Here is a 19,394-nt window from a genome sequence, read left to right as displayed (position 1 = left end):
CGGATGGACACGCTTGCCATCGCCGCCGTCATTTGCGATGCCTTCCTTTTTCGAGCCAAAACCCGAAAATCAGTCGAGCAAGCGCAGCTCTGCCGGAGGACAACAGCCATGACCGAGCAAAGAACCGCCATCGTCACCGGGGCCGGCACGGGCATCGGCAAGAGCGTCGCCACGGCGCTGCTCAAGAACGGCTGGAACACGGTATTTTGCGGGCGCCGCAAGTCGGTGCTGGACGCTGCGGTCGCCGAGGCCGGCCGCACCGACGCCAAGGCCTTGGCGGTAGCCTGCGATATCAGCAAGGCAGGCGAGGTCGACGATCTGTTCGAGACCGTGGCGGCGGCCTTCGGCCGTGTCGACCTGCTCTTCAACAATGCCGGCATGGGCTACAAATCGGCGCCGATCGACGAGATACCGGTCGAAGTGTGGAACGATATCGTCGGCGTCAATCTCACCGGTTCGTTCCTGTGTGCCCGTGCCGCCTTTGGCGCCATGCGCAAGCAGAAGCCGATGGGTGGCCGCATCATCAACAACGGTTCGGTGTCGGCCTATGCGCCGCGCCCGGGCTCGGTGCCCTACACGGCGACCAAGCATGCCATCACCGGGCTGACCAAGACGCTGGCGCTCGACGGCCGGCCTTATGACATCGCCTGCGGCCAGATCGACATCGGCAATGCGCTGACCGATATGGCGCAGCCGATGACGGTCGGCGTGCCGCAGGCCAACGGCTCGATATCAGCCGAAGCGGTGATGGATGTTCAGCGCGTCGCCGACGCCGTCGTCCATATGGCCAGCCTGCCGCTCGAGGCCAACGTGCTGTTCATGACCGTCATGGCGACCAAGATGCCGTTTGTCGGGCGTGGGTAGTTATTCTCCCGGTAGCTCTGCGCCGGGTAGATAGAGCGCGATAGGACGGATCTCGTAGACGGCGGTCGGATTGACGCGACGAAACTCGCGCGCGATAGCGATGGCATCGTCCCGCGTCGGGCAGTCGACGACATAGAGGCCGAGAAGCTGTTCCTTGGTTTCGGCGAAGGGGCCGTCGACGATCATGCCGTCGCGCAAGGTGCAGGCCGATTGTGTCGCGTCAAGCCGCGCCGACGGCCCAAGGCTGCCGTCGGCATAGAGCCCTTCATGGATCTTGAGCAAGTCAGCCATCAGCGCCGTATCTTCCTGCGGCGTCAGCGCTTTGATTGCGTCTTCCACATGATAGGCAAGGATTGCATAGAACATCCGATGTCACCCCACTTCGATCCTGATCCGAGGACCGTAGCCGTTCTCGACATGCACGCCCAGTCTTGGCCTCGCGCCTCCGGACGGCTCATGCCACCGTCATGCCACAGCCGCAAATTGTCCGGAAGAGGACAGCGGCCCGCTTTCAAGCTTCCTTCGCCAGGAAGGCCCCGATCCGTTCCAGCGCCCGCAAGATGTTCTCCTCGGAATTGGCGTAGGAGAGCCTGATATAGCCTTCGCCGAGAATGCCGAAATCGGGGCCGCCGATCAGCGCCACGCCGGCATCGTCGAGCAGCGCCGAGGCCAGCTTCTTGGCCTTCCAGCCGGTCTTCGAGACGTTGGGGAAAGCGTAGAACGCGCCCTTGGGCGTGATGCAGGAGATGTCAGGCAGGGCGTTCAGTCCCTCGACGACGATCTTCCGGCGGCGGTCGAAGGCGCGCATCATATTGGCGACATCGTCCTGCGGGCCGTCGATTGCGGCGATGCCGGCGAATTGGCTCGGCGCGTTGACGCAGGACCAGCAGTTGACCGCCAGCTTGCGCACCTTGTCGTAGAGATGGGCGCCCTTGTCGCCATTCGGCCAGATCGACCAGCCCATGCGCCAGCCGGTCATCGCCCAGGTCTTCGACCAGCCATTGAGCACGATCAGCCGGTCGCGGATCTCGGGAAAGCCGAGCAGCGAGCAATGCGTCTCGCCATCATAGGTCATGACGTCGTAGATCTCGTCGGAGAGGATGGCGACGTGCGGATGCGCCTCCAGCCCCTTGACCAGCTTCTCGATCTCGGCACGCGGCGTGACGCCGCCGGTCGGATTGGCGGGCGAGTTGAGGATCAGCAGCCTGGTCTTCGAGGTGATCAGGGCCAGCGTCTCCTCGGCCGAGAAGGCAAAGCCGTTTTCCTCGCGCATCGGCACCGGAATAGGCGCCGCACCGGTGAATTCGATCATCGAGCGATAGATGGGGAAGCCCGGATCGGGATAGAGGATCTCGGCGCCAGGTTCGCCGAACATCAGGATCGCGGCGAACATGGTTGGCTTGCCGCCGGGCAGGATCATCACCGTTTCGGGCGATACTTCGACACCGGTGGTGGTCAGCGTGCGCCGCACCACCGCCTCGCGCGTCGCCAGCAGGCCATTGGCCGGCGTATAGCCGTGATGGCCGTCGCGCAGCGCCTTGATCGCCGCCTCGACGATGTGCTGCGGCGTCTTGAAGTCCGGCTGGCCGATGCCGAGATTGACGATGTCGCGGCCTTGTTGGGCAAGTGCTGTGGCCCTCGCGAGCACGGCAAAGGCGTTTTCCTCGCCAAGGCGGTCGAAGGCCGAAATCGTGTGGAGCATTTTTTCCGTCCGTGTGGTTCTTGCTGCTGGGTCGCGTTTTTGTGAGCTTCGGCTGGCAAAAGTCAAACGGATTGGAGCTTTCGGTGTCGGAAAATCTCAGGGATTGGCAACCGCGCCCGCGGCCCGAACGCAAGACCATCGACGGAAGCACTGTCCGGCTCGAACCGCTGAGTGCTGCAAAACATGGCGACGGCCTCTATGAAGCGTCCTCCGTGTCCGACATCGACGGCCGCTTCGCCTGGTTGCCCGATTATCCGCCGGAGACCCGCGCCGCCTTCCAGCCATGGCTGGACAAGGTCGAGGCCAGCGAGGATCCGCTGTTCTTCACCGTCATCGACAAGGCCAGCGGCAAGGTCGCCGGGCGCCAGACGCTGATGCGCATCGATCCGGCGTACGGCGTCATCGAGATCGGCAACATCTATTGGGGGCCGCTCATCTCGCGCAAGCCGGGGGCGACCGAAGCGCAGTTCCTGTTCATGAAATACATCTTCGACGAACTCGGCTACCGCCGCTACGAATGGAAGTGCAACAACCGCAACGAGCCGTCGAAGCGGGCGGCCGAACGGTTCGGCTTCAAGTTCGAAGGCATTTTCCGCCAGCATCTCATCGTCAAGGGTGAAAACCGCGATACCGCGTGGTATTCGATCATCGACAAGGAGTGGCCGGCGCTGCGCAGCGCCTATGAGGCGTGGCTCGATCCGGCCAATTTCGGTGGCAACGGCCAGCAGAAGCGACGGCTCGAGGATTGTCGCGCGGAATTCGGCGCTTAGGAGTTCGCCATTGGCACATACAAACGATCACAGCGGGCATGATCACAGCCCTGGTCCTGTGCACGGCTCGACCGACAAGAAACGCGTTCTGATCGCAGCCTGCCTGACCGGCGGCTTCATGGTCGCCGAAGCGCTTGGCGGCATCCTCACCGGATCGCTGGCGCTGCTGGCCGATGCCGGCCACATGCTCGCCGACTCGATCGCGCTCGGCCTTGCCTGGTATGCCTTCCATCTGGCTGGCCGCCCGGCGACCGTTCGCCTCACCTATGGCTTCGGCCGGGTCAAGACGCTGGTGGCCTATACCAACGGCATCGCCATCTTCGTCATCGCCCTGTGGATCGTCTACGAGGCCTGGGGGCGCCTGCAGGCGCCGGCGCCGGTGCTTGGCGGGCCGATGCTGGCGGTGGCGATCCTTGGCTTGCTGGTCAACATCGGCTCGTTCTTCGTGCTGCATGGCGGCGACCGCGAGAGCCTGAACATGCGCGGCGCCATCCTGCATGTGCTTGGCGACCTGCTCGGCTCGGCGGCGGCCATCGCGGCGGCGCTGGTCATCCTGGCGACCGGCTGGACGCCGATCGACCCGATCCTGTCGGTCCTGGTCTCGCTGCTGATCCTCTACACGGCGTGGTCGCTGATGCGAGAAGCCGCCCATGTCCTGCTCGAGGGCGTGCCGCCAAGCCTCGACCGAGATCTGATCGCCAGGGATATCGAGGCGACGATCCAGGGCGTGTGCGAAGTGCACCACATGCATGTCTGGTCGCTCGACGGGACCAGCAACATGGCGACACTGCATGCCTGTCTCGACGAGGGCGTCGATGCGCATCAGGCGGTGAGTGCCGTCAAGAAGCGGCTTGCCAGCGAGCACGGCATCAGCCATGCCACCGTGGAACCGGAATTCGGCCAGTGCGCCGACGATGGCGACGAGCACGAGCATGGGCACGAGCATGAAGCGGCAGCCTATCACGACCACCATCACTAGGACCGGATCGATCGATGTCGATTGTCCTGCCTCGGGAGTTGCAAAACCTTGAAAACCAGCTTGACGAACGCCCGCTGCCCTGGTGCGGCATGATGGACCGCGACACCAGGAATGCTCTTCTCGCCGCAGTGTGGATCATGCTTCTGTTCGGTATCGGCGCCTACTATCTGCCGACCGTAATGCTGGCTCTCGGCAGCCTTTCGACGGTGCTGGCCGGCGCCTTTGGCATCGTCTTCGTGCTGGCGTTCTTCTCGGTGTTCTGGCTGCGGGCCCGCAACCAGCGCAAAAACCAGGGTAAATAGGCAAGGGGTTTTCGATATGCGCATTCTGATCACTGGCGCCGCGGGTATGGTCGGCCGCAAGCTCATCGCCCGGCTGGCAAAGGACGGGACGCTGCGCGGCCGCAAGATCACGGCGCTCGATTTACACGATATCGTGCCGCCGCAGGCGCCGAGCCTGGATGGCGTCAGCGTCACGCTGCACACCGGCGATCTCGCCGAAGCGGGGGCCACTGAGCGCCTGGTCGCATCGCGCCCCGACGTCGTGTTCCATCTTGCCGGCATCGTGTCGGGCGAGGCGGAAGCGAATTTCGATCTCGGCTACCGCGTCAATCTCGATGGCACGCGGGCCCTGTTCGATGCCATCCGGCTGGCGGGCTTTGCGCCGCGCGTCGTCTTCACCTCGTCGATCGCGGTGTTCGGCGCGCCGTTCCCGGATGTCATTCCCGATGACTTCCATCCGACGCCGCTGACCTCCTACGGCACCCAGAAGCAGATGAGCGAAGCGCTGCTGGCCGACTATTCCAGGCGCGGTTTCTTCGACGGCATCGGCATCAGGCTGCCGACCATCTGCGTGCGGCCGGGCAAGCCGAACAAGGCGGCGTCCGGCTTCTTCTCAGGCATCATCCGCGAGCCGTTGAGCGGCCAGGAGGCGATCCTGCCGGTGCCGCGCTCGGTCGTGCACACGCATGCCAGCCCGCGCTCGGCGGTCAACTTCCTGATCCATGCGGCAGGGATCGACAGCAGCGCCGTCGGGCCACGCCGCAACCTGACGATGCCTGGCGTCGCCGTCACCGTCGGCGAGCAGATCGAGGCGCTGGAACGCATCGCCGGGCCGAAGGCGGTAAGCCTGATCCGCGAGGAGCCGGATGACACGATCTGGGCGATCGTCAAGGGCTGGCCAACACGGTTCGAGGCGCGGCGGTCAAGGGAACTGGGCTTCAGCGCCGAAAGGAGCTTTGACGAGATCATCCGCGCTCATATCGAAGATGAGCTCGGCGGCAAGATCGCGGGTTAAACTCCGAGCCTCGCTGCGTCGGGCATCATCCGCCTGCCGCCAGGCTTGCCGACAGCAGCAGCAGTCCGAACAGGAACACGAAGGCGGCGCCGCCGATCTCAACGATCGAGTGGATGCGGTTGCCCATGCGGCCGTCGCCGGCGAAATAGACCGCCCAGTTCTTGGCGGTCACCGCCAGTGTCGCCAGTGCCGATACGGTGATCGCCGTTCCCAGCGACATCGCCAGCACCGACAGCAAACCGCCGAGCCAGAGCCCGTTGAGCAGGGCGAAGCTGAGCACGATCAGCGCGCCGGAGCAGGGGCGGATGCCGACCGCCGCCACCGCCGTCCACGCCGTGCGCCAGTCGAAGCGATCGCCCGACAGCAGCGCCGGATCGGGTGCGTGCGAATGGCCGCAGGTGTCGCAGACTTCGCCCGCCGCGTGATCGTGGTGTTCATGATCGTGTTCGGCATGATCGTGATGATCGTGCGAAGGGCCGTGCACATGGTCATGCGCGTGTAGCGCGTGCGCATGAGCATGCGCCGAATGGCTGTGAGCTGCATGGGAGTGACCGGCATGCGAATGACCCCCATGAGAATGACCGGCGTGAGAATGGCCGGCGTGAGCCGCCGACAGGCTGTAGGCCGGTCCTCTGCCAAACAGGCGCAGGATGGAAGGGCCGAGCTTGCGCCACAGGAGCCAGGCGCCGAACAGGGTGACGAAGACAAAGCTCATGATCTCCATGAACCAGGCTGCGTCCGTCATCGAGACGGAGGTGCCGCGCAGGACGAAGTAGGCGACTCCCATCACTGCGACCGCGGTCAGGCCCTGCAGCAGCGCCGAGACGAAGGACAAGAGGATGCCGCGCCGCAACGCCACCTCATTGGCCACCATGTAGGACGAGATCACCGCCTTGCCGTGGCCGGGGCCGGCGGCATGGAAAATACCGTAGGCGAAGGACAGGCCGACGAGTACCCAGATCTTGCTGCCGTCCTGGCGCATCGCCTTCATCGCCGTCGCCAGCGCGCGGTAGAATTCCTGCTGCCTGAGATTGATCCACATCAGGATGTGGGCGAACGGGCCGGTGGTGGGCGCCATGCCGTCATTGACGCCGATGCCGAGCGAACTCTGGGCATGAGCGGCGTCGGCGAAATGCATCATGGCGACAGTGAGGGCCAACAGGCCGAATGCCAAACGCAGGGACGGTTTCGTCACCGGCTTCATCCTTCTGGCTGACAGGTCAGTTCGAGCTTGGTGGCGAAGATCTTGCTCATATCGGTGCCGGTCGGGTCATTGAAAAAGGCATCGGTGAGGGTCTTCTGGTTTTCCTTGATGGCCTCGTCCGGGTCTGGACGGACCACCTTGCTGGTGCAGTTCGAGGGCAGGCCTTCAACCGTGATGTTGGAGTCCTCGGTGAAGTCGATCGCCGTGTAGAATGTCGGATCGTAGACGCCGATATCGATCTTGCCGTGGAGCTTGATCGGCACCTTAGGTTCGGACTCGAAAAGGATGATCAGCTGATCGTTGTCGAAATTGGCCATCAGATGCGGCGGCGGCGTCATCGCCACATCCTTGCCGTCGACGGTGACGAGCTGGAAGTAATTGAACTCGGCCAGCGAGGCATGAACGGTGTCGGCGACTTCCTTCAGCTCCTTGTCGTCGAGCTTCAGGTCGGAGTTCTTGTCGAACTCCATCATCACGGTCGAGGAAAACAGATCGTCGAAGCGCCAGAGATGACGCAGAGCCTTCACGCTTTGGTGATCCGGGGAGAGAATCACATCGAGGCGGGCCTCGGCGAAGACATGCGGATGCACGTAAGCGGGTCCAGTGGCGGCAAAAGTAGCCGCCAAGGCCGAAGCCAGCATGATTGCGTGCCGTTTCAGATTCATTCTCGGTCCATAGGCCTCGGAAGAGTTGCCGAGAGTTACCAGAAAGGGGGCGAAATTGGGACCACGAGACTATTGACGCCGGTCAGCCAGCCTCGCGCGTCCTGAACCACTGCACCAAAAAGTCGACGAAGACGCGGACTTTCGCCGGCAGATAGCGACGGTGCGGGTAGACGGCGAAGATGCCGCCGCCCGACAGGATACGGTCATCCATCACCGCCACCAGCCGGCCGCTCGCGAGGTCGGGCGCGGCGATGAAATCCGGCAGGACGGTAAATCCGAGACCCGCCACGGCCGCGGCTCTCGCCGTCATCGGGCTGTTGACCTCGACCGGACCGGACACCGAAACGCTCACCGGATCGCCATTGTCGCCCTTGAACGGCCAGTTGTTCAGTCCGCGGCCATTGGTGTCGACGATGCAAGGCATGCGGCTGAGATCCTGCGGCCTTGTCGGCATGCCATGCTTGGCGATCAGTTCGGGGGAGGCGCAGAGCTTTATCGAAAACGGCGCCAGCCGCCTGGCGATCAGCGACGAGTTCTCCAGCCGCGAGATGCGCACCGCAAGGTCGAAGCCTTCCTCGACCAGATCGACGAAGCGGTCGTCGAGCTGGATGTCGAGGACGATGTCGGGATGCTGCTTGGCGAAGTCGATCAGCGACTGGCCGATCGGCGCATCGGCGAAGGTGCGCGGCGCCGACAGCTTGATCCGGCCGCGCACGTCGCCGGAGGATTCACGCACCGCGTCGGCTAGGCTGTCGACCTCGCGCACGATCTCCGAGGCGCGCCGGTAATAGGTGTGGCCGGCTTCTGTCATCGAGAACTGGCGCGTGGTGCGGTTGAGCAGCAAAGCGCCGAGTTCATCCTCCAGCTCGCGCACATATTTCGACAGCAAGGCCTTGGAGCGGCCGATCTTGCGCGCCGCCGCCGAAAAGCCCTCGGCCTCGACCACGTCGATGAAGGCACGCATGCGCGTCAGTGTGTCCATGGTCAGGCCTTTCGTGCCGCGTCGAGAAGTTTCCGGCCGAGCCGTATCAGGGCAATGTCGCTGCCGGAAGGGCCAAGCAGCGACAGGCCGAACGGGGCGCCGGCGACCGAGCCGACGGGCAGTGTGATCTGTGGAAAACCGGACAGGCCGGCCAGGCACAGAAGTTGGAGCGCCCGTTCGCGATAGGCCTGGAACTGCTCCGGCGTGCTGTCCACGTAAGGTGCCGGACCAGGCACCGTCGGCAGGACAAGGAAGCCGTTCTTGCCGAGCAGGGCGCTCAGTTCGCCGCGAAAGGTCAGACGTCGCACCTTCTCGGCCTGGGCTGTCTTGTCGTCGACGGCGCGGCCAAAGCCGAAACGCTCCTCGACGCCGGGGCCAAGGCCGCGCTCGCCGCTGGTGATCCATTCGCCATGCACCGCCCAGGCCTCCCTGGCCTGCAGCCGGCGAAAGCACCAGTAGAGTTCATCGGGAGATGAGGAGAAGCGCACTCCCGGCGTCATCGGCGCGCCGAAGACCTTGCCCGCCAGCCCCTTCATTTCACCATATTCGGCAAGCGCCGGGCGGGCGACCAATCCATCCAGCCAATCCAGTGCCAGCGGCCGGTCCAACACATGCTGGTGCGGATCGCGGCCGAGCAGCAGCTTGCCGACGGTTTCGTAGGTCTCGATGTCGTCGGCGAACCAGCCGAACGTGTCGAGGCTCGGCGCCAGCTTCATCGTGCCGTCGAGCGGAATGCGGCCATGCGTGGTGCGCAGCCCGATCAGTCCGCAAAAGCTCGCCGGGGCGCGGATCGAGCCGCCGGTGTCGGAGCCGGTGGCGATATCGGCCAGCCTGCCCGCCACCGCCGCCGCCGATCCCGATGAGGAGCCGCCTGTGACGCGGTCGGGTGCCGCCGGGTTCACCGGAAACGAGAAATGCGCATTCTGGCCGAACAGCGCGAAGGCAAGCTCGTCGGTCTGCGTCTTGCCGACGAAGCGTGCGCCGGCATCGAGGATCATCTGCACGGCGGGTGCGGTGCGCGAGGCTGCGTGGCTTTCGGCGAATTTTTGCAAATTGCCGCAACCGGTGCGGTAGCCGGCGACGTCGTAGATGTCCTTGACGGCCAGCCGCAGGCCGGCCAGCGGGCCTAGCTGGGCATGTGCCACTGGCATCTGGCGAAGATCGAGAAAGGCGTTGAGAGGGCCGTGCGTGCCTGTCATCGTTCGATATCCGGATACGGTTGCCGCAACATTGTTCGACGCCAGAAATTTTACAACCTGCGATACGATTTTTATTGATTGTGAAAGTCTTCGCCCTTATATCGCGCTTGCCCAAAGTCGCACGTGCCTGTGGGTGTCCGCCGATCCTCGAATGGTGAGGGAAATCGGTAAGGTAACTGGAGCTAACCCCTCCAGTCGGTCTAGCGGCCAACCGCCAGCCCGAGGACACCTTGAAGCAACGACGGTGCGGGCCTTTCTGGTGTTCTGCCGGTTGTCCAAAAACCGGGGTTACTGAAGAGGCACACCTTCATTGCCGGCAGTGCGGACGGGTCTCCCATCCAAGCCAAGGCAGACAAAGCGAACCGAGGCCGGGCAAGGCCAAGGTTCACCGCCGCGAGACGGCGCTTCATGGTTCCGGGGTCTCCACCGGCTGGTTCCATGAATTTCCGTCCCGCCTTTGTCCACCGCGAGTTCGCGAGGCCGACAGCCCGCGTCCCGCAGCCTTATTGCGCGCCGAAAGGCGCTGATGGAGAGACCCCGATGGCCACCCAGCGCATTCTTGACTTTCTCGCCACCCGACGTCCGACCGGCCCCTGCCTCGTCGTCGACCTCGATGTCGTGCGCGACAATTTCCGCGCCTTCGAGAAGGCGCTGCCTGATTCCAAGATCTACTATGCTGTGAAAGCAAACCCGGCGCCGGAAATCCTGCGCCTGCTTGCTGCGATGGGCTCGTCCTTCGACACCGCTTCCGTTGCCGAAGTCGAGATGGCGATGGACGCCGGTGCGCCGGCGGACCGCATCTCCTTCGGCAACACCATCAAGAAGGAGCGTGACATCGCACGCGCCTACCAGCTCGGCATCCGCCTGTTCGCGGTCGACTGCGTCGAAGAGGTCGAGAAGATCGCCCGCGTCGCTCCAGGCGCGCGCGTGTTCTGCCGCGTGCTGACCGATGGCGAGGGCGCCGAATGGCCGCTGTCGCGCAAGTTCGGCTGCGTGCCGGCGATGGCCGTCGACGTGCTGCGCCATGCCAAGGGGCTCGGCCTCGACGCCTATGGCGTATCGTTCCATGTCGGCTCGCAGCAGACCGACCTGACCGCCTGGGACCGTGCGCTGGCCGACGCCAAGGTGGTGTTCGCGACGCTCGCCGAAGAAGGCATCGTCTTGAAGATGGTCAATATGGGCGGTGGTTTCCCGACGCGCTATCTGCGTGACGTGCCTGCCGCCCAGGCCTATGGCCAGGCGATCTTCTCGGCGCTGCGCAAGCATTTCGGCAACGCGCTTCCGGAAACCATCATCGAGCCGGGCCGTGGCATGGTCGGCAATGCCGGCGTCATCAAGTCGGAAGTCGTGCTGATCTCGAAGAAAGCGGCCAACGACAATGTGCGCTGGGTGTTCCTCGACATCGGCAAGTTCGGAGGCCTGGCCGAGACGATGGACGAGGCGATCCGCTACCCCATCGTCACCGCGCATGACGGCACGGAGACGGCACCCTGCGTGCTCGCCGGCCCGACCTGCGATTCGGCCGACGTGATGTACGAGAAGACGCCCTATCCGCTGCCTTTGTCGCTGACGATCGGCGACGAGGTGCTGATCGAAGGCACCGGCGCCTACACGACCACCTACTCGGCGGTCGCCTTCAACGGCTTCGAGCCTCTCCGATCCTACGTGATCTGACGGCGCTTCCTCAGCGCATTTTCGGACGGCGAACCGGACACAACTTCGCCTGAAAATGCGCTGAGAGAGCCGATCAGATCATCCCAGGTGGGCGCCTGTCGTCCACCCGGGCTCGCCTGTGGAACAGATCTCCGCTCGCCAGGGATTGCGGAAATGGAAATGTCATTTGAAATGGAAATGCCAGTTGAAATTGGGGGCCACGCACCGGCCTTTGGGATGGTCGCCGAAGCCGCCGCCGATGTTGCGGCGCGCGAGGCGTTGCTCGATCGGGCCATGGGGCCGAAGCGCAGGAAAAAGGCGTCGGAGAAGTTGCGGCGTGGCCGGCGGCCCTCGGAAGGGCTGGCCTTCGTCGCCCGCGATGCTTCGGGCGGCGTGGCCGGCACCGTGCGGCTGTGGGATGTCAGGTTGGGCGAGGGCGGTGCGGCCGTGCTGCTGCTTGGCCCGCTTGCCGTCGACCCGTCGCTCAAGAATGCAGGCATCGGCTCGGCGCTGATGCGCCATGCCATCGCCGAAGCGGCGCGTCTCGGCCATGCCGCTATCCTTTTGGTCGGCGATGCGCCCTATTACGCGCGCTTCGGCTTCTCGGCCGAGAAGACCGGTTCACTTGCCATGCCGGGACCCTATGAGCGGCACCGCCTGCTGGCGCTGGAACTGGTGGAAGGCGCGCTTGACGGCGTGCACGGCACGCTGAAGGCGGCCGGCCGCAAGCTGAAGGCGCAGGAATTGATATCGGCGGCCTGAGACACGAAGCCGCCAGCATTTCATGCAAAAACGCCGCCCGAAAAAGGGCGGCGTTTTTCGCAATTGGTGGATGCCGCCTGGGCGGCTGGATGCCTTCAGCCGATCAGCTGGCTGAGCGCCATGGCGACGGTCATGTCGCCTTCGACCTTTATCTTGCCGGTCATGAACGCCATTGTCGGGTTCAGGTCGCCAGCGATCAGCGAATCCAGGTCGTCGAGCGAGAGCTTGATGGTGCAGTCGGTGGGTGCATCGGTGTTCGAGACGGTTGCGCCGTCGATGACGATGACGCCGTCGCTGCCGGTGTCGAATTTCACGGAACGATCGAACCCGCTGCTGGCCACCCGCGACTTGATCTTCTCGGCAATCTCCTGAACGCTCACGCTGTTCTCCTTGTCTGGTTGCATCTGTCTCGCAACGGCGCTTCGATCCAGCCGAAGCCCATGCCGCGGTTTCGCGATCACGGTCGCTGCCGCATATAGCTTTGGGTTGACGTTTACGTCAACGCGGATTCGGGTGGCTGGTTCCTGCCCTTGCGGCAGGCGAGGCTCGATGTGACCGGGCCTGTGAGCAGGGCAACTCAGTGTTCCTTGAACGCCCTGGTCATTTCGGTCGCCGTCTCGCTTTTCTTGCGGCGCAGCCAGTTGTCGCGGATTTCGTCCTTCGACAGGAAATTGACCTGGTCGATCAGAACCTCATGCACCAAAGGCGCGCCGACACGCGCGTTGACGGTATCGCGGATGGCGGCGCGGAAAGCATCGAGATCGATGGTCGCCTTGTTGGTGAAGTCGATCTGCGGATTGGAATAGAGGTAGGAATAGACCTGGTCGGTGATCAGCGCTTCGGCCGGAATGGACAGCTTCTTTATCTGCTCGGGTTCGACGGTGTAGACGAGCTTGGTCAGGAAATAGCCGCCGATCTCAGAATCGCGGATCAGCGGCACCGAAATGATGTCGGTCTTGACGTAGTCGAGACCGCCCAGCATCGGCTTCGGCGTTTCGCCGACACCGCGCTCGCCGGCCGCCTGAAACGAATAGAACACGGCGCCGAGGGTTGCGGCGCAAATCCAGACGGCGATGGCGATGACCTTGATCATCGGCTCTTGTCAGTCCCTTGATCGGTCCCTTGGGATGGCAACGCGGCACTGCGCCGTTGCTTCGGCAGTATCTCCGATGTGTCGCTCGTGTTCGGCATCATGCCTTCATCCAGCCGAACTCGCCGGCGGAGTAGGTGCCGTCGGTCTCGGCGCGCTGGATGGCGTGCCGCAGCAGGCTGGCGACTTCGTTGACCGCGCTGAGATGCGCGAGGATCGCCGCTTCGTTCTTCGCCAGCTTCTGGCGCAGCCGGGTCAGGCCCTCGCGGTGCTGTTCGAGGAATTCGGCTTCGCTGCCGCCCTTCATGGCGCGGGTCAACTCGTAGAGGTAGCGGCTCTTGCGGGCGTTCGACGCCTTGAGATCATAGTTGGTCGCGTTGCGGATACCGGCGGTCTCTTCCTCGACCACTTCCTCGATGCGACCGATGATGGCGGCGAGGTTGCCGGGCCGCGCGAACGGGATCGGCGCTTCCGACGCGGTCGTGCGTGCTGGCAGGTTGGAGGTGGATTCCGAAAAGTCGGCCATGGCGTTTCCCGTTTAGATCTTGATGTTTGTTTTTATGGTCGTCTCGTCACCGGTCATCGACCCCGCAGCCTTGCGCTGCAATTGGTGGACCAGCGAGGTCGACAGGCTGTTTTGCTGGTCGATCTCGGTCTTTTCCAACCCGCCCGAAACCGGACCGACCGGAACCACGCGCTTGCCTTCGAGATAGTGGTCGGCAAGCATCGACTTGGCGATGCCGATGCCGCCGCGTTCGGCCATCACGTCGGCCACCCGCTCGGCAAGCTGCGATTTCCACATGTCGCCGGCCAGGCCCTTGCCGTAGACGCCCTCGGTATCCTTTGGCAGCATGTTCTGGATGAAGGTCTGCAGCACCATCGCCTCGAACTTCTTGAATTTGTTGGCCGGGTTGGTTGCAGCGGCGGCCTTGTCGGCGGTGGCGCGCGACAGGATCGAGCCGGCATCGACCGAAGCGGCGGTGTCGAGTGAAAACGTGCCCGCAGCGCCGCCGGCCCGTTTTGCCAGCGCGGCGCGGGCGGTCTCGATATCCGCCGGGTCGACGGCTCGGGCCACATCCATAACGATGTCGCTGGGTGGAGAAATCGCCAAGAAAGTCCGCCTTTTACCGGTTTTCCTTAGCCAGACCATGCCTCAACAAGCTTGTGGCAGGCTTGCGGGAAGGAGAGGGAGCGGAAGTGCGGGGATCGATCGAAGCTGCCGACTTCGCGCCATGCGTTGTCGGGCAGTTTTTTCCATCGTCGATTTCCGCCTCAGCTTCACTCCTTGACCGCGCCCGTCATCGAGGAGACGTAGTGCTCGACAAAGAATGAATAGAGCACCACCACCGGCAGGGAGCCGATCAGCGCGCCTGCCATCAGGGCTCCCCATTCATAGACGTCCGAACGTACGAGCTCGGTAAGCACGCCGACCGGCACGGTCTTGTTTTCGGACGACTGGATAAAAGTCAAAGCGTAGATGAATTCGTTCCATGACAGGGTGAAAGCGAAGATGCCGGCGGAAATCAGGCCAGGCACCGACAGCGGCAGAACTATCTTGGTCAGGATTTGCCAGCGGCTGGCGCCGTCGATCAGCGCGCATTCTTCCAGTTCGAAGGGGATCGAGCGGAAGTAGCCCATCAAGAGCCACGTGCAGAATGGAATGAGGAACGTCGGATAGGTGAGGATCAGCGCGAACGGCGTATCGTAAAGGCCGAGGTTGAAAACCATCACCGACAGGGGAATGAACAGAATCGAGGGCGGCACGAGATAGGCCAGGAAGATCGCCAAGCCGACCTGCCGCGCCCCGGAAAACCTCAAGCGCTCGATCGCATAGGCAGCGAACACCGCCGCCAGCAGCGACAGGAAAGTTGCGGCGGTCGAGATGATGATCGTGTTGAGAAGCCAACCCGGATAGGACGTGTCGAAGAGCAGATACCGAATATGCTCGAGCGTCGGATGGACGACCCAGAACGGGTTGAAATTGGCATAATCCGTCATCTCGAGATTGGGTTTCACCGCCGTGATCGTCATCCAGTAGAACGGGAACAGCAGCACGATGACGAAGATCAGGAGCGGCAGATAAACGGTCACCACGCGCCGGGGCAGGCTCTGGAGATAGCCCATGCCGCCTTCATCCGTGTTCGGACGATTGTTCGTTTCGATCGCGGCCATGTCAGTCTCCACCGCCCTGCTGCCATTTACGACGTTGCAAGCCGAAATAGCTGAAAAGGATCGCCGCTAGCAGGAATGGGATCATCGCCACCGCGATTGCGGCTCCCTCGCCAAGCTGGCCGCCGGAAATGCCGCGCTGGAACGAGAGCGTCGCCATCAGATGGGTGGCATTCACCGGCCCGCCGCGAGTCAGCACATAGATCAGCTGGAAATCGGTGAAGGTGAACAGGACCGAAAAGGTCATGGTGATGGCGATGATCGGCGTCAGCAGCGGCAGCGTCACATAGCGGAACAACTGCCAACGGCTGGCGCCGTCGAGCGTCGCGGCCTCGTAAAGCGATTGGGGAATCGTCTGCAGGCCGGCCAGCAGCGTGATGGCCACGAAAGGAATGCCGCGCCAGACATTGGCAGCGATCACCGAGGCGCGTGCGTTCTCCGGATCGCCAAGGAAATTGATGCGGTGATCGATCAGTCCCATTTCCATAAGCGCCCACGACAGGATGGAGAACTGCGAATCGTAGATCCACCAGAAGGCGATGGCCGAGAGCACCGTCGGCACCACCCACGGCAGCAGGACAATCGCGCGGAAGAACGATTTGAAGGGAAGGTTCTGGTTGAGGAGGAGCGCTAGCCAGAGGCCGAGCGCGAATTTCAGGATCGAAGCGCTGATCGTATAGAGCAAGGTGTTGAAGACGGAGAGCCAGAAGACGGCGTCGCTCCACAGATATTCATAGTTTTCGATGCCGATGAAGATGCCGGGGCGGCCGATGCGGGCATCGGTGAAGCCGAGCCAAACGCCGAGCCCCAGCGGATAGGTCAGGAAGACAAGCAGCAGTGCAGCCGCCGGAAGCATGAAGCCGAAGCCAAGTGCGTTCCGACTTTCGCTCCAGCGCGACAGAATCCGTGAGAAGATCGAAGGTCGCGGCTGGATAGCAGCTGACGGCACGGCCATGGGTTGGCTCCTGCTGAGGTCTCATTGATAGGCCGGATCGGCCGCGACGCAATCCGAAGCCAGCCGGGCAGCCGCGCTGCCCGGCTGAGCCGGCTCAAACGCGATAATAGCGATTTGCCCGCTTCTCGGCCTCTTCCATTGCCTCTTGCGGCGTGGCCTGGCCGGTCACCGCTTTGGCGAACATGTCGACCAGCACGTAGTCGGCCATGGTTGCCGCCGAGGCATAGCCGAGCGGCCCGGCATAGCCGTTGGGCCGCAGAGTAGCCGAAGCCTTGGCGTAAGCGGCGTTGTTGGGATCGGCAGTCCATACGGGGTTGTTGTCGAATGCCTTCAGTGTCTGGCAGCAATATCCGGCCGAGGAGGTGATCCAGTCCTTCATTTGCGGTTCCTCGAACATGAACTGCAAATACGCCTTAGCCGCGTTGGGGTAGGGCGTGTAATTGAAGATGACAGCCGTGGTCACCTGGAACAATTCGACGGATTTGCCGACAGGACCGATGGGCAGGTTGGTCGTGCGTATGTCCTTGGCGATTTCAGCCAGCTTTGGATCTTTGTCCTTGTTGATCTTGGCCGTGTTGTAGGCGGAAATTCCATTGGCGATCACCCCCAGTTCGCCGGCCAGGAAGGCGCGGTTGTTGTTGACGTCGAGCCAGCTTTCGGTGCCTGGAATGAAGGTCTTGTAGAGCTCCTGCGCGTATTCGATCGCCTTGAGGGTCTCGGGGCTGTTGATCGTTACCTTGCCACTCTCGTCGACCATCTGGCCGCCATGGCTCCACAGCAGCCAATGAGCATAGTTGTTGCCGTCGCCGACGCCATGGCCATGCGTGAAGCCGGCCGGATGTCCCTTCGCTTGCAAGGCCTTGCAAAGTTCCAGGAAGCCTTTCGTGTCCTTTGGAAACTCCGAAAAGCCGGCCTCTTTCACCCAGCTTTCCCGATAGACGATGGCATTGCCGATCGTGGCCAGGGGCAGGCCGACGAACTTCCCGTCGCGTGTCGCATATTGCTTAGGCCCCTCGTGCCAGCCACCGTATTTCGCGCCCAGATACTCGCCCAGTTCGCTCACGTCGTGCAGCTTGTCGGGATATTGGTGCGGGTCGTCGAACCAGACGAACATCAGGTCGGGGCCGGACCCGACATTTGCCGCGACTGCCGCCTTGGGACGAATGTCCTCCCAGCTTTCCTTGTCGACGCGAACCTCGACACCGGTCGCTTCGGTGAAGCGCTTGGTGTTGGCCAGCCATTGGTCCTCGTCGCCCTGGACGAAAGGCGACCAGCGCAGCAGTCTAAGCTTGGCGCCATCCTCGGGTTTGTATTTCAGTCCGTCCTGGGCAAGGGCCGGAGAGCTGATGAACCGACTTCCCAAGGCACCTGCCGCCGCGCCGGCGGTGGTGCGGATCACGTCGCGTCTGGTGAACTTCATGCTCGTTTCCTCCTGTTTGTTGTCCTTGCCTGTGGTCCTACTGATCGGTACGTGTTTGGAATCTCTGTCCGGTTTCTGCGTGAAAGAGATGGATAAGGCTGGGCTCGGCCGTAAGCCGGATGGTTTCGCCCGGCGTGAAGGAATGTCGTTCCCGGAAATTCGCGACGATCTCTTCGCCGCCGGCTGTCCTGCCGATGAGCTGCACTTCGGACCCGGTTGGTTCAACCACCGCGACGGTGACCGGAATGCCCTGCTCGTCGGACAGCCGCAAATGCTCGGGCCTTATTCCCAGCACCACAGGCTCGCCATTGCGGATGGAAAGTGCCGAGGCCAACGGGACTGAAATCCCGCCAGCGCCGCGAAACGAGGGTGAGCCGTCGGTAGCGATCTCGCCCCTCAGCAAATTCATGGCCGGCGAGCCGATAAAGCTGGCGACAAAAAGGTTGTTCGGCCGGTCATAGAGTTCCAGCGGCGGCCCTATCTGCTCGACGATGCCGTCATGCATGACCACGATCTTGTCAGCCATGGTCATGGCTTCGATCTGATCGTGGGTGACGTAGACTGTCGTGGTCTTGAGGCGCTGGTGCAGTTCCTTGATCTCGGCGCGCATCTGCACTCTGAGTTTGGCGTCGAGATTGGACAGCGGTTCGTCGAAGAGAAACACCGCCGGATCACGCACGATCGCGCGGCCCATTGCGACACGCTGGCGCTGGCCGCCGGAAAGCTGCCGAGGATAGCGCGCCAGCAACGGCACCAGCCCAAGGATTTCGGCCGCGCGGCGCACGCCGGCATCGCTCTCCGGCTTGGAAACTCCTTTGAGCATCAGCGAGAACGCCATGTTCTCGGCAACGGTCATGTGTGGATAAAGCGCATAGTTCTGGAAGACCATGGCGACGTCGCGCTCCTTGGGCGCAACGTTGTTGACGACACGTTCGCCAATCGCGATCTGGCCGCGTGAAATCTTTTCCAGGCCGGCGATCATTCTGAGAAGGGTTGATTTTCCGCAGCCCGACGGTCCGACCAGAGTGACGAACTCGCCGTCCTCGATGTTCACGCTGACCCCGTGCAGGATCTCGACAGCGCCGAATGATTTATAGACTTCGCCAATTGCGACAGACGCCATCGGTCCTCCCAACAATTCCCGCGACGTCGTCGAAGGAACAACGCTTCCGCTAGCGACAGCCCTGGCTCCTCCCAGGCTCACGCTAGCCGAAACGGTAGCGCTACCAAACCGGGCTGTAAAGCGTTTACGGGAAAGCCGAACCTTGGAGGGTCCGCTTCGCGCCACACAATCTCCCAGCTACTCCTGCGTCCGCTTCTGGGCGATGATATCGAGCCGCTCGCGGTCGGAGCGTTCGCGTTCGTCGCGGTTGCGTACGTCCTTGTAGGCGCGCTCGACCATGTTGGTGCGGGCGGTCGCCGCGGCGATGAGGTTGGCTTCCTGCCTGGCGCTCGCCAGGTTCGCCTCCTGGCGCACCACCGCCTGGGCAATGCGGCGATGGTAGAGATCGGGAAACAGGGCGGAGAGCGAATCGGCCTGGTCGAAATGGCCGACCAGTTCCTCGGCCTCGGCCTCGGCGGCACTGGCCGCCGCAAGGAAGGTGGCGTGGCGGGTTTCGTGCAGCGCCTTCAGCTGTTCCTGCACCTTGACCAGCTTCTTGAGGCGGTCCTTGCGCGTGCTCAT

General features: G+C 63.0%; 22 protein-coding genes. 7 read left to right on the top strand and 15 right to left on the bottom strand.

Going from position 1 to position 19,394, the window contains the following annotated elements; all coding sequences use genetic code 11:
• Positions 1-108 precede the first annotated feature (108 nt).
• Positions 109-864: an SDR family oxidoreductase gene (locus EOA19_RS06830; protein ID WP_023810046.1), complete on the top strand. Its 756-nt coding sequence runs from the start codon at positions 109-111 to the stop codon at positions 862-864.
• Here EOA19_RS06830 and EOA19_RS06825 read toward each other — a convergent pair whose 3' ends face one another.
• Positions 865-1,230, bottom strand: a complete 366-nt coding sequence (locus tag EOA19_RS06825; RefSeq protein WP_128303104.1) for a YciI family protein — start codon at positions 1,228-1,230, stop codon at positions 865-867.
• A gap of 145 nt (positions 1,231-1,375) precedes the next feature.
• Positions 1,376-2,566: a pyridoxal phosphate-dependent aminotransferase gene (locus tag EOA19_RS06820; RefSeq protein WP_128303103.1), complete on the bottom strand. Its 1,191-nt coding sequence runs from the start codon at positions 2,564-2,566 to the stop codon at positions 1,376-1,378.
• A gap of 83 nt (positions 2,567-2,649) precedes the next feature.
• Between EOA19_RS06820 and EOA19_RS06815 the strand changes: the two genes are divergently transcribed.
• From EOA19_RS06815 to denD, 4 genes are all read left to right on the top strand, one after another.
• The gene (locus EOA19_RS06815) at positions 2,650-3,336 is read left to right on the top strand and encodes a GNAT family protein (protein WP_128303102.1); all 687 of its coding nucleotides are present in this window, start codon (positions 2,650-2,652) and stop codon (positions 3,334-3,336) included.
• A 10-nt stretch (positions 3,337-3,346) separates the two neighbouring features.
• The gene (locus tag EOA19_RS06810) at positions 3,347-4,315 is read left to right on the top strand and encodes a cation diffusion facilitator family transporter (protein WP_128303101.1); all 969 of its coding nucleotides are present in this window, start codon (positions 3,347-3,349) and stop codon (positions 4,313-4,315) included.
• Between the two features lie 89 nt (positions 4,316-4,404).
• Positions 4,405-4,617, top strand: coding sequence for a hypothetical protein (locus tag EOA19_RS06805; RefSeq protein WP_128303251.1), 213 nt, complete (start codon positions 4,405-4,407; stop codon positions 4,615-4,617).
• Between the two features lie 16 nt (positions 4,618-4,633).
• Positions 4,634-5,611 carry a D-erythronate dehydrogenase gene (denD, locus tag EOA19_RS06800; RefSeq protein ID WP_128303100.1) on the top strand — a complete coding sequence of 326 codons (978 nt, stop codon included), beginning with the start codon at positions 4,634-4,636 and terminating at the stop codon, positions 5,609-5,611.
• 25 nt (positions 5,612-5,636) lie between these two features.
• Here the strand turns inward: denD and EOA19_RS06795 are convergent, their stop codons facing one another.
• The 4 genes from EOA19_RS06795 to EOA19_RS06780 all read right to left on the bottom strand — a co-directional run bounded on the left by EOA19_RS06795 (position 5,637) and on the right by EOA19_RS06780 (position 9,661).
• Entirely contained in the window at positions 5,637-6,815 is a 1,179-nt protein-coding gene (locus tag EOA19_RS06795; protein WP_128303099.1) for a nickel/cobalt transporter, read from the bottom strand.
• Complete coding sequence (locus tag EOA19_RS06790) at positions 6,812-7,480, bottom strand: DUF1007 family protein (protein WP_023810039.1); 669 nt, start codon at positions 7,478-7,480, stop codon at positions 6,812-6,814. The genes EOA19_RS06795 and EOA19_RS06790 overlap by 4 nt, the downstream gene beginning before the upstream one ends.
• Before the next feature lie 82 nt (positions 7,481-7,562).
• A complete protein-coding gene (locus tag EOA19_RS06785) occupies positions 7,563-8,462 on the bottom strand; it encodes a LysR family transcriptional regulator (protein WP_023810038.1) in 900 nt (299 codons plus the stop codon).
• Between the two features lie 2 nt (positions 8,463-8,464).
• Positions 8,465-9,661, bottom strand: coding sequence for an amidase (locus tag EOA19_RS06780; protein ID WP_023810037.1), 1,197 nt, complete (start codon positions 9,659-9,661; stop codon positions 8,465-8,467).
• Between the two features lie 540 nt (positions 9,662-10,201).
• On the opposite strand from EOA19_RS06780, the gene odc2 reads away from it, so the two are divergent.
• A complete protein-coding gene (odc2, locus tag EOA19_RS06775; RefSeq protein ID WP_023810036.1) occupies positions 10,202-11,335 on the top strand; it encodes an ornithine/lysine decarboxylase in 1,134 nt (377 codons plus the stop codon).
• 171 nt (positions 11,336-11,506) lie between these two features.
• The gene (locus EOA19_RS06770) at positions 11,507-12,076 is read left to right on the top strand and encodes an N-acetyltransferase (RefSeq protein ID WP_128303250.1); all 570 of its coding nucleotides are present in this window, start codon (positions 11,507-11,509) and stop codon (positions 12,074-12,076) included.
• Between the two features lie 95 nt (positions 12,077-12,171).
• Here the strand turns inward: EOA19_RS06770 and EOA19_RS06765 are convergent, their stop codons facing one another.
• The 9 genes from EOA19_RS06765 to EOA19_RS06725 form a co-directional block, all read right to left on the bottom strand.
• On the bottom strand, positions 12,172-12,456 hold the full coding sequence (locus EOA19_RS06765) for an SCP2 sterol-binding domain-containing protein (protein WP_013529756.1): 285 nt from the start codon (positions 12,454-12,456) through the stop codon (positions 12,172-12,174).
• Positions 12,457-12,653: 197 nt separating this feature from the next.
• Positions 12,654-13,169, bottom strand: coding sequence for a hypothetical protein (locus EOA19_RS06760; RefSeq protein WP_128303098.1), 516 nt, complete (start codon positions 13,167-13,169; stop codon positions 12,654-12,656).
• Between the two features lie 97 nt (positions 13,170-13,266).
• On the bottom strand, positions 13,267-13,692 hold the full coding sequence (locus tag EOA19_RS06755; protein WP_127290460.1) for a hypothetical protein: 426 nt from the start codon (positions 13,690-13,692) through the stop codon (positions 13,267-13,269).
• A 12-nt stretch (positions 13,693-13,704) separates the two neighbouring features.
• Positions 13,705-14,316, bottom strand: a complete 612-nt coding sequence (locus EOA19_RS06750; protein WP_164892873.1) for a rod-binding protein — start codon at positions 14,314-14,316, stop codon at positions 13,705-13,707.
• 128 nt (positions 14,317-14,444) lie between these two features.
• On the bottom strand, positions 14,445-15,338 hold the full coding sequence (locus EOA19_RS06745) for a carbohydrate ABC transporter permease (protein ID WP_023810030.1): 894 nt from the start codon (positions 15,336-15,338) through the stop codon (positions 14,445-14,447).
• Between the two features lies 1 nt (position 15,339).
• Positions 15,340-16,290 (bottom strand): sugar ABC transporter permease, encoded by a 951-nt coding sequence (locus tag EOA19_RS06740; protein ID WP_128303097.1) that lies wholly within the window; start codon positions 16,288-16,290, stop codon positions 15,340-15,342.
• Positions 16,291-16,384: 94 nt separating this feature from the next.
• A complete protein-coding gene (locus EOA19_RS06735; RefSeq protein WP_128303096.1) occupies positions 16,385-17,710 on the bottom strand; it encodes an ABC transporter substrate-binding protein in 1,326 nt (441 codons plus the stop codon).
• Positions 17,711-17,747: 37 nt separating this feature from the next.
• On the bottom strand, positions 17,748-18,833 hold the full coding sequence (gene ugpC / locus EOA19_RS06730) for a sn-glycerol-3-phosphate ABC transporter ATP-binding protein UgpC (protein ID WP_127290452.1): 1,086 nt from the start codon (positions 18,831-18,833) through the stop codon (positions 17,748-17,750).
• 177 nt (positions 18,834-19,010) lie between these two features.
• On the bottom strand, positions 19,011-19,394 hold the full coding sequence (locus EOA19_RS06725; RefSeq protein WP_128303095.1) for a hypothetical protein: 384 nt from the start codon (positions 19,392-19,394) through the stop codon (positions 19,011-19,013).

The sequence above is a fragment of the Mesorhizobium sp. M7A.F.Ca.US.010.02.1.1 genome, from assembly GCF_004023085.1.
In the GTDB taxonomy this organism is placed as follows: domain Bacteria; phylum Pseudomonadota; class Alphaproteobacteria; order Rhizobiales; family Rhizobiaceae; genus Mesorhizobium.
This window is presented reverse-complemented; position numbering and strand designations above follow the sequence as displayed.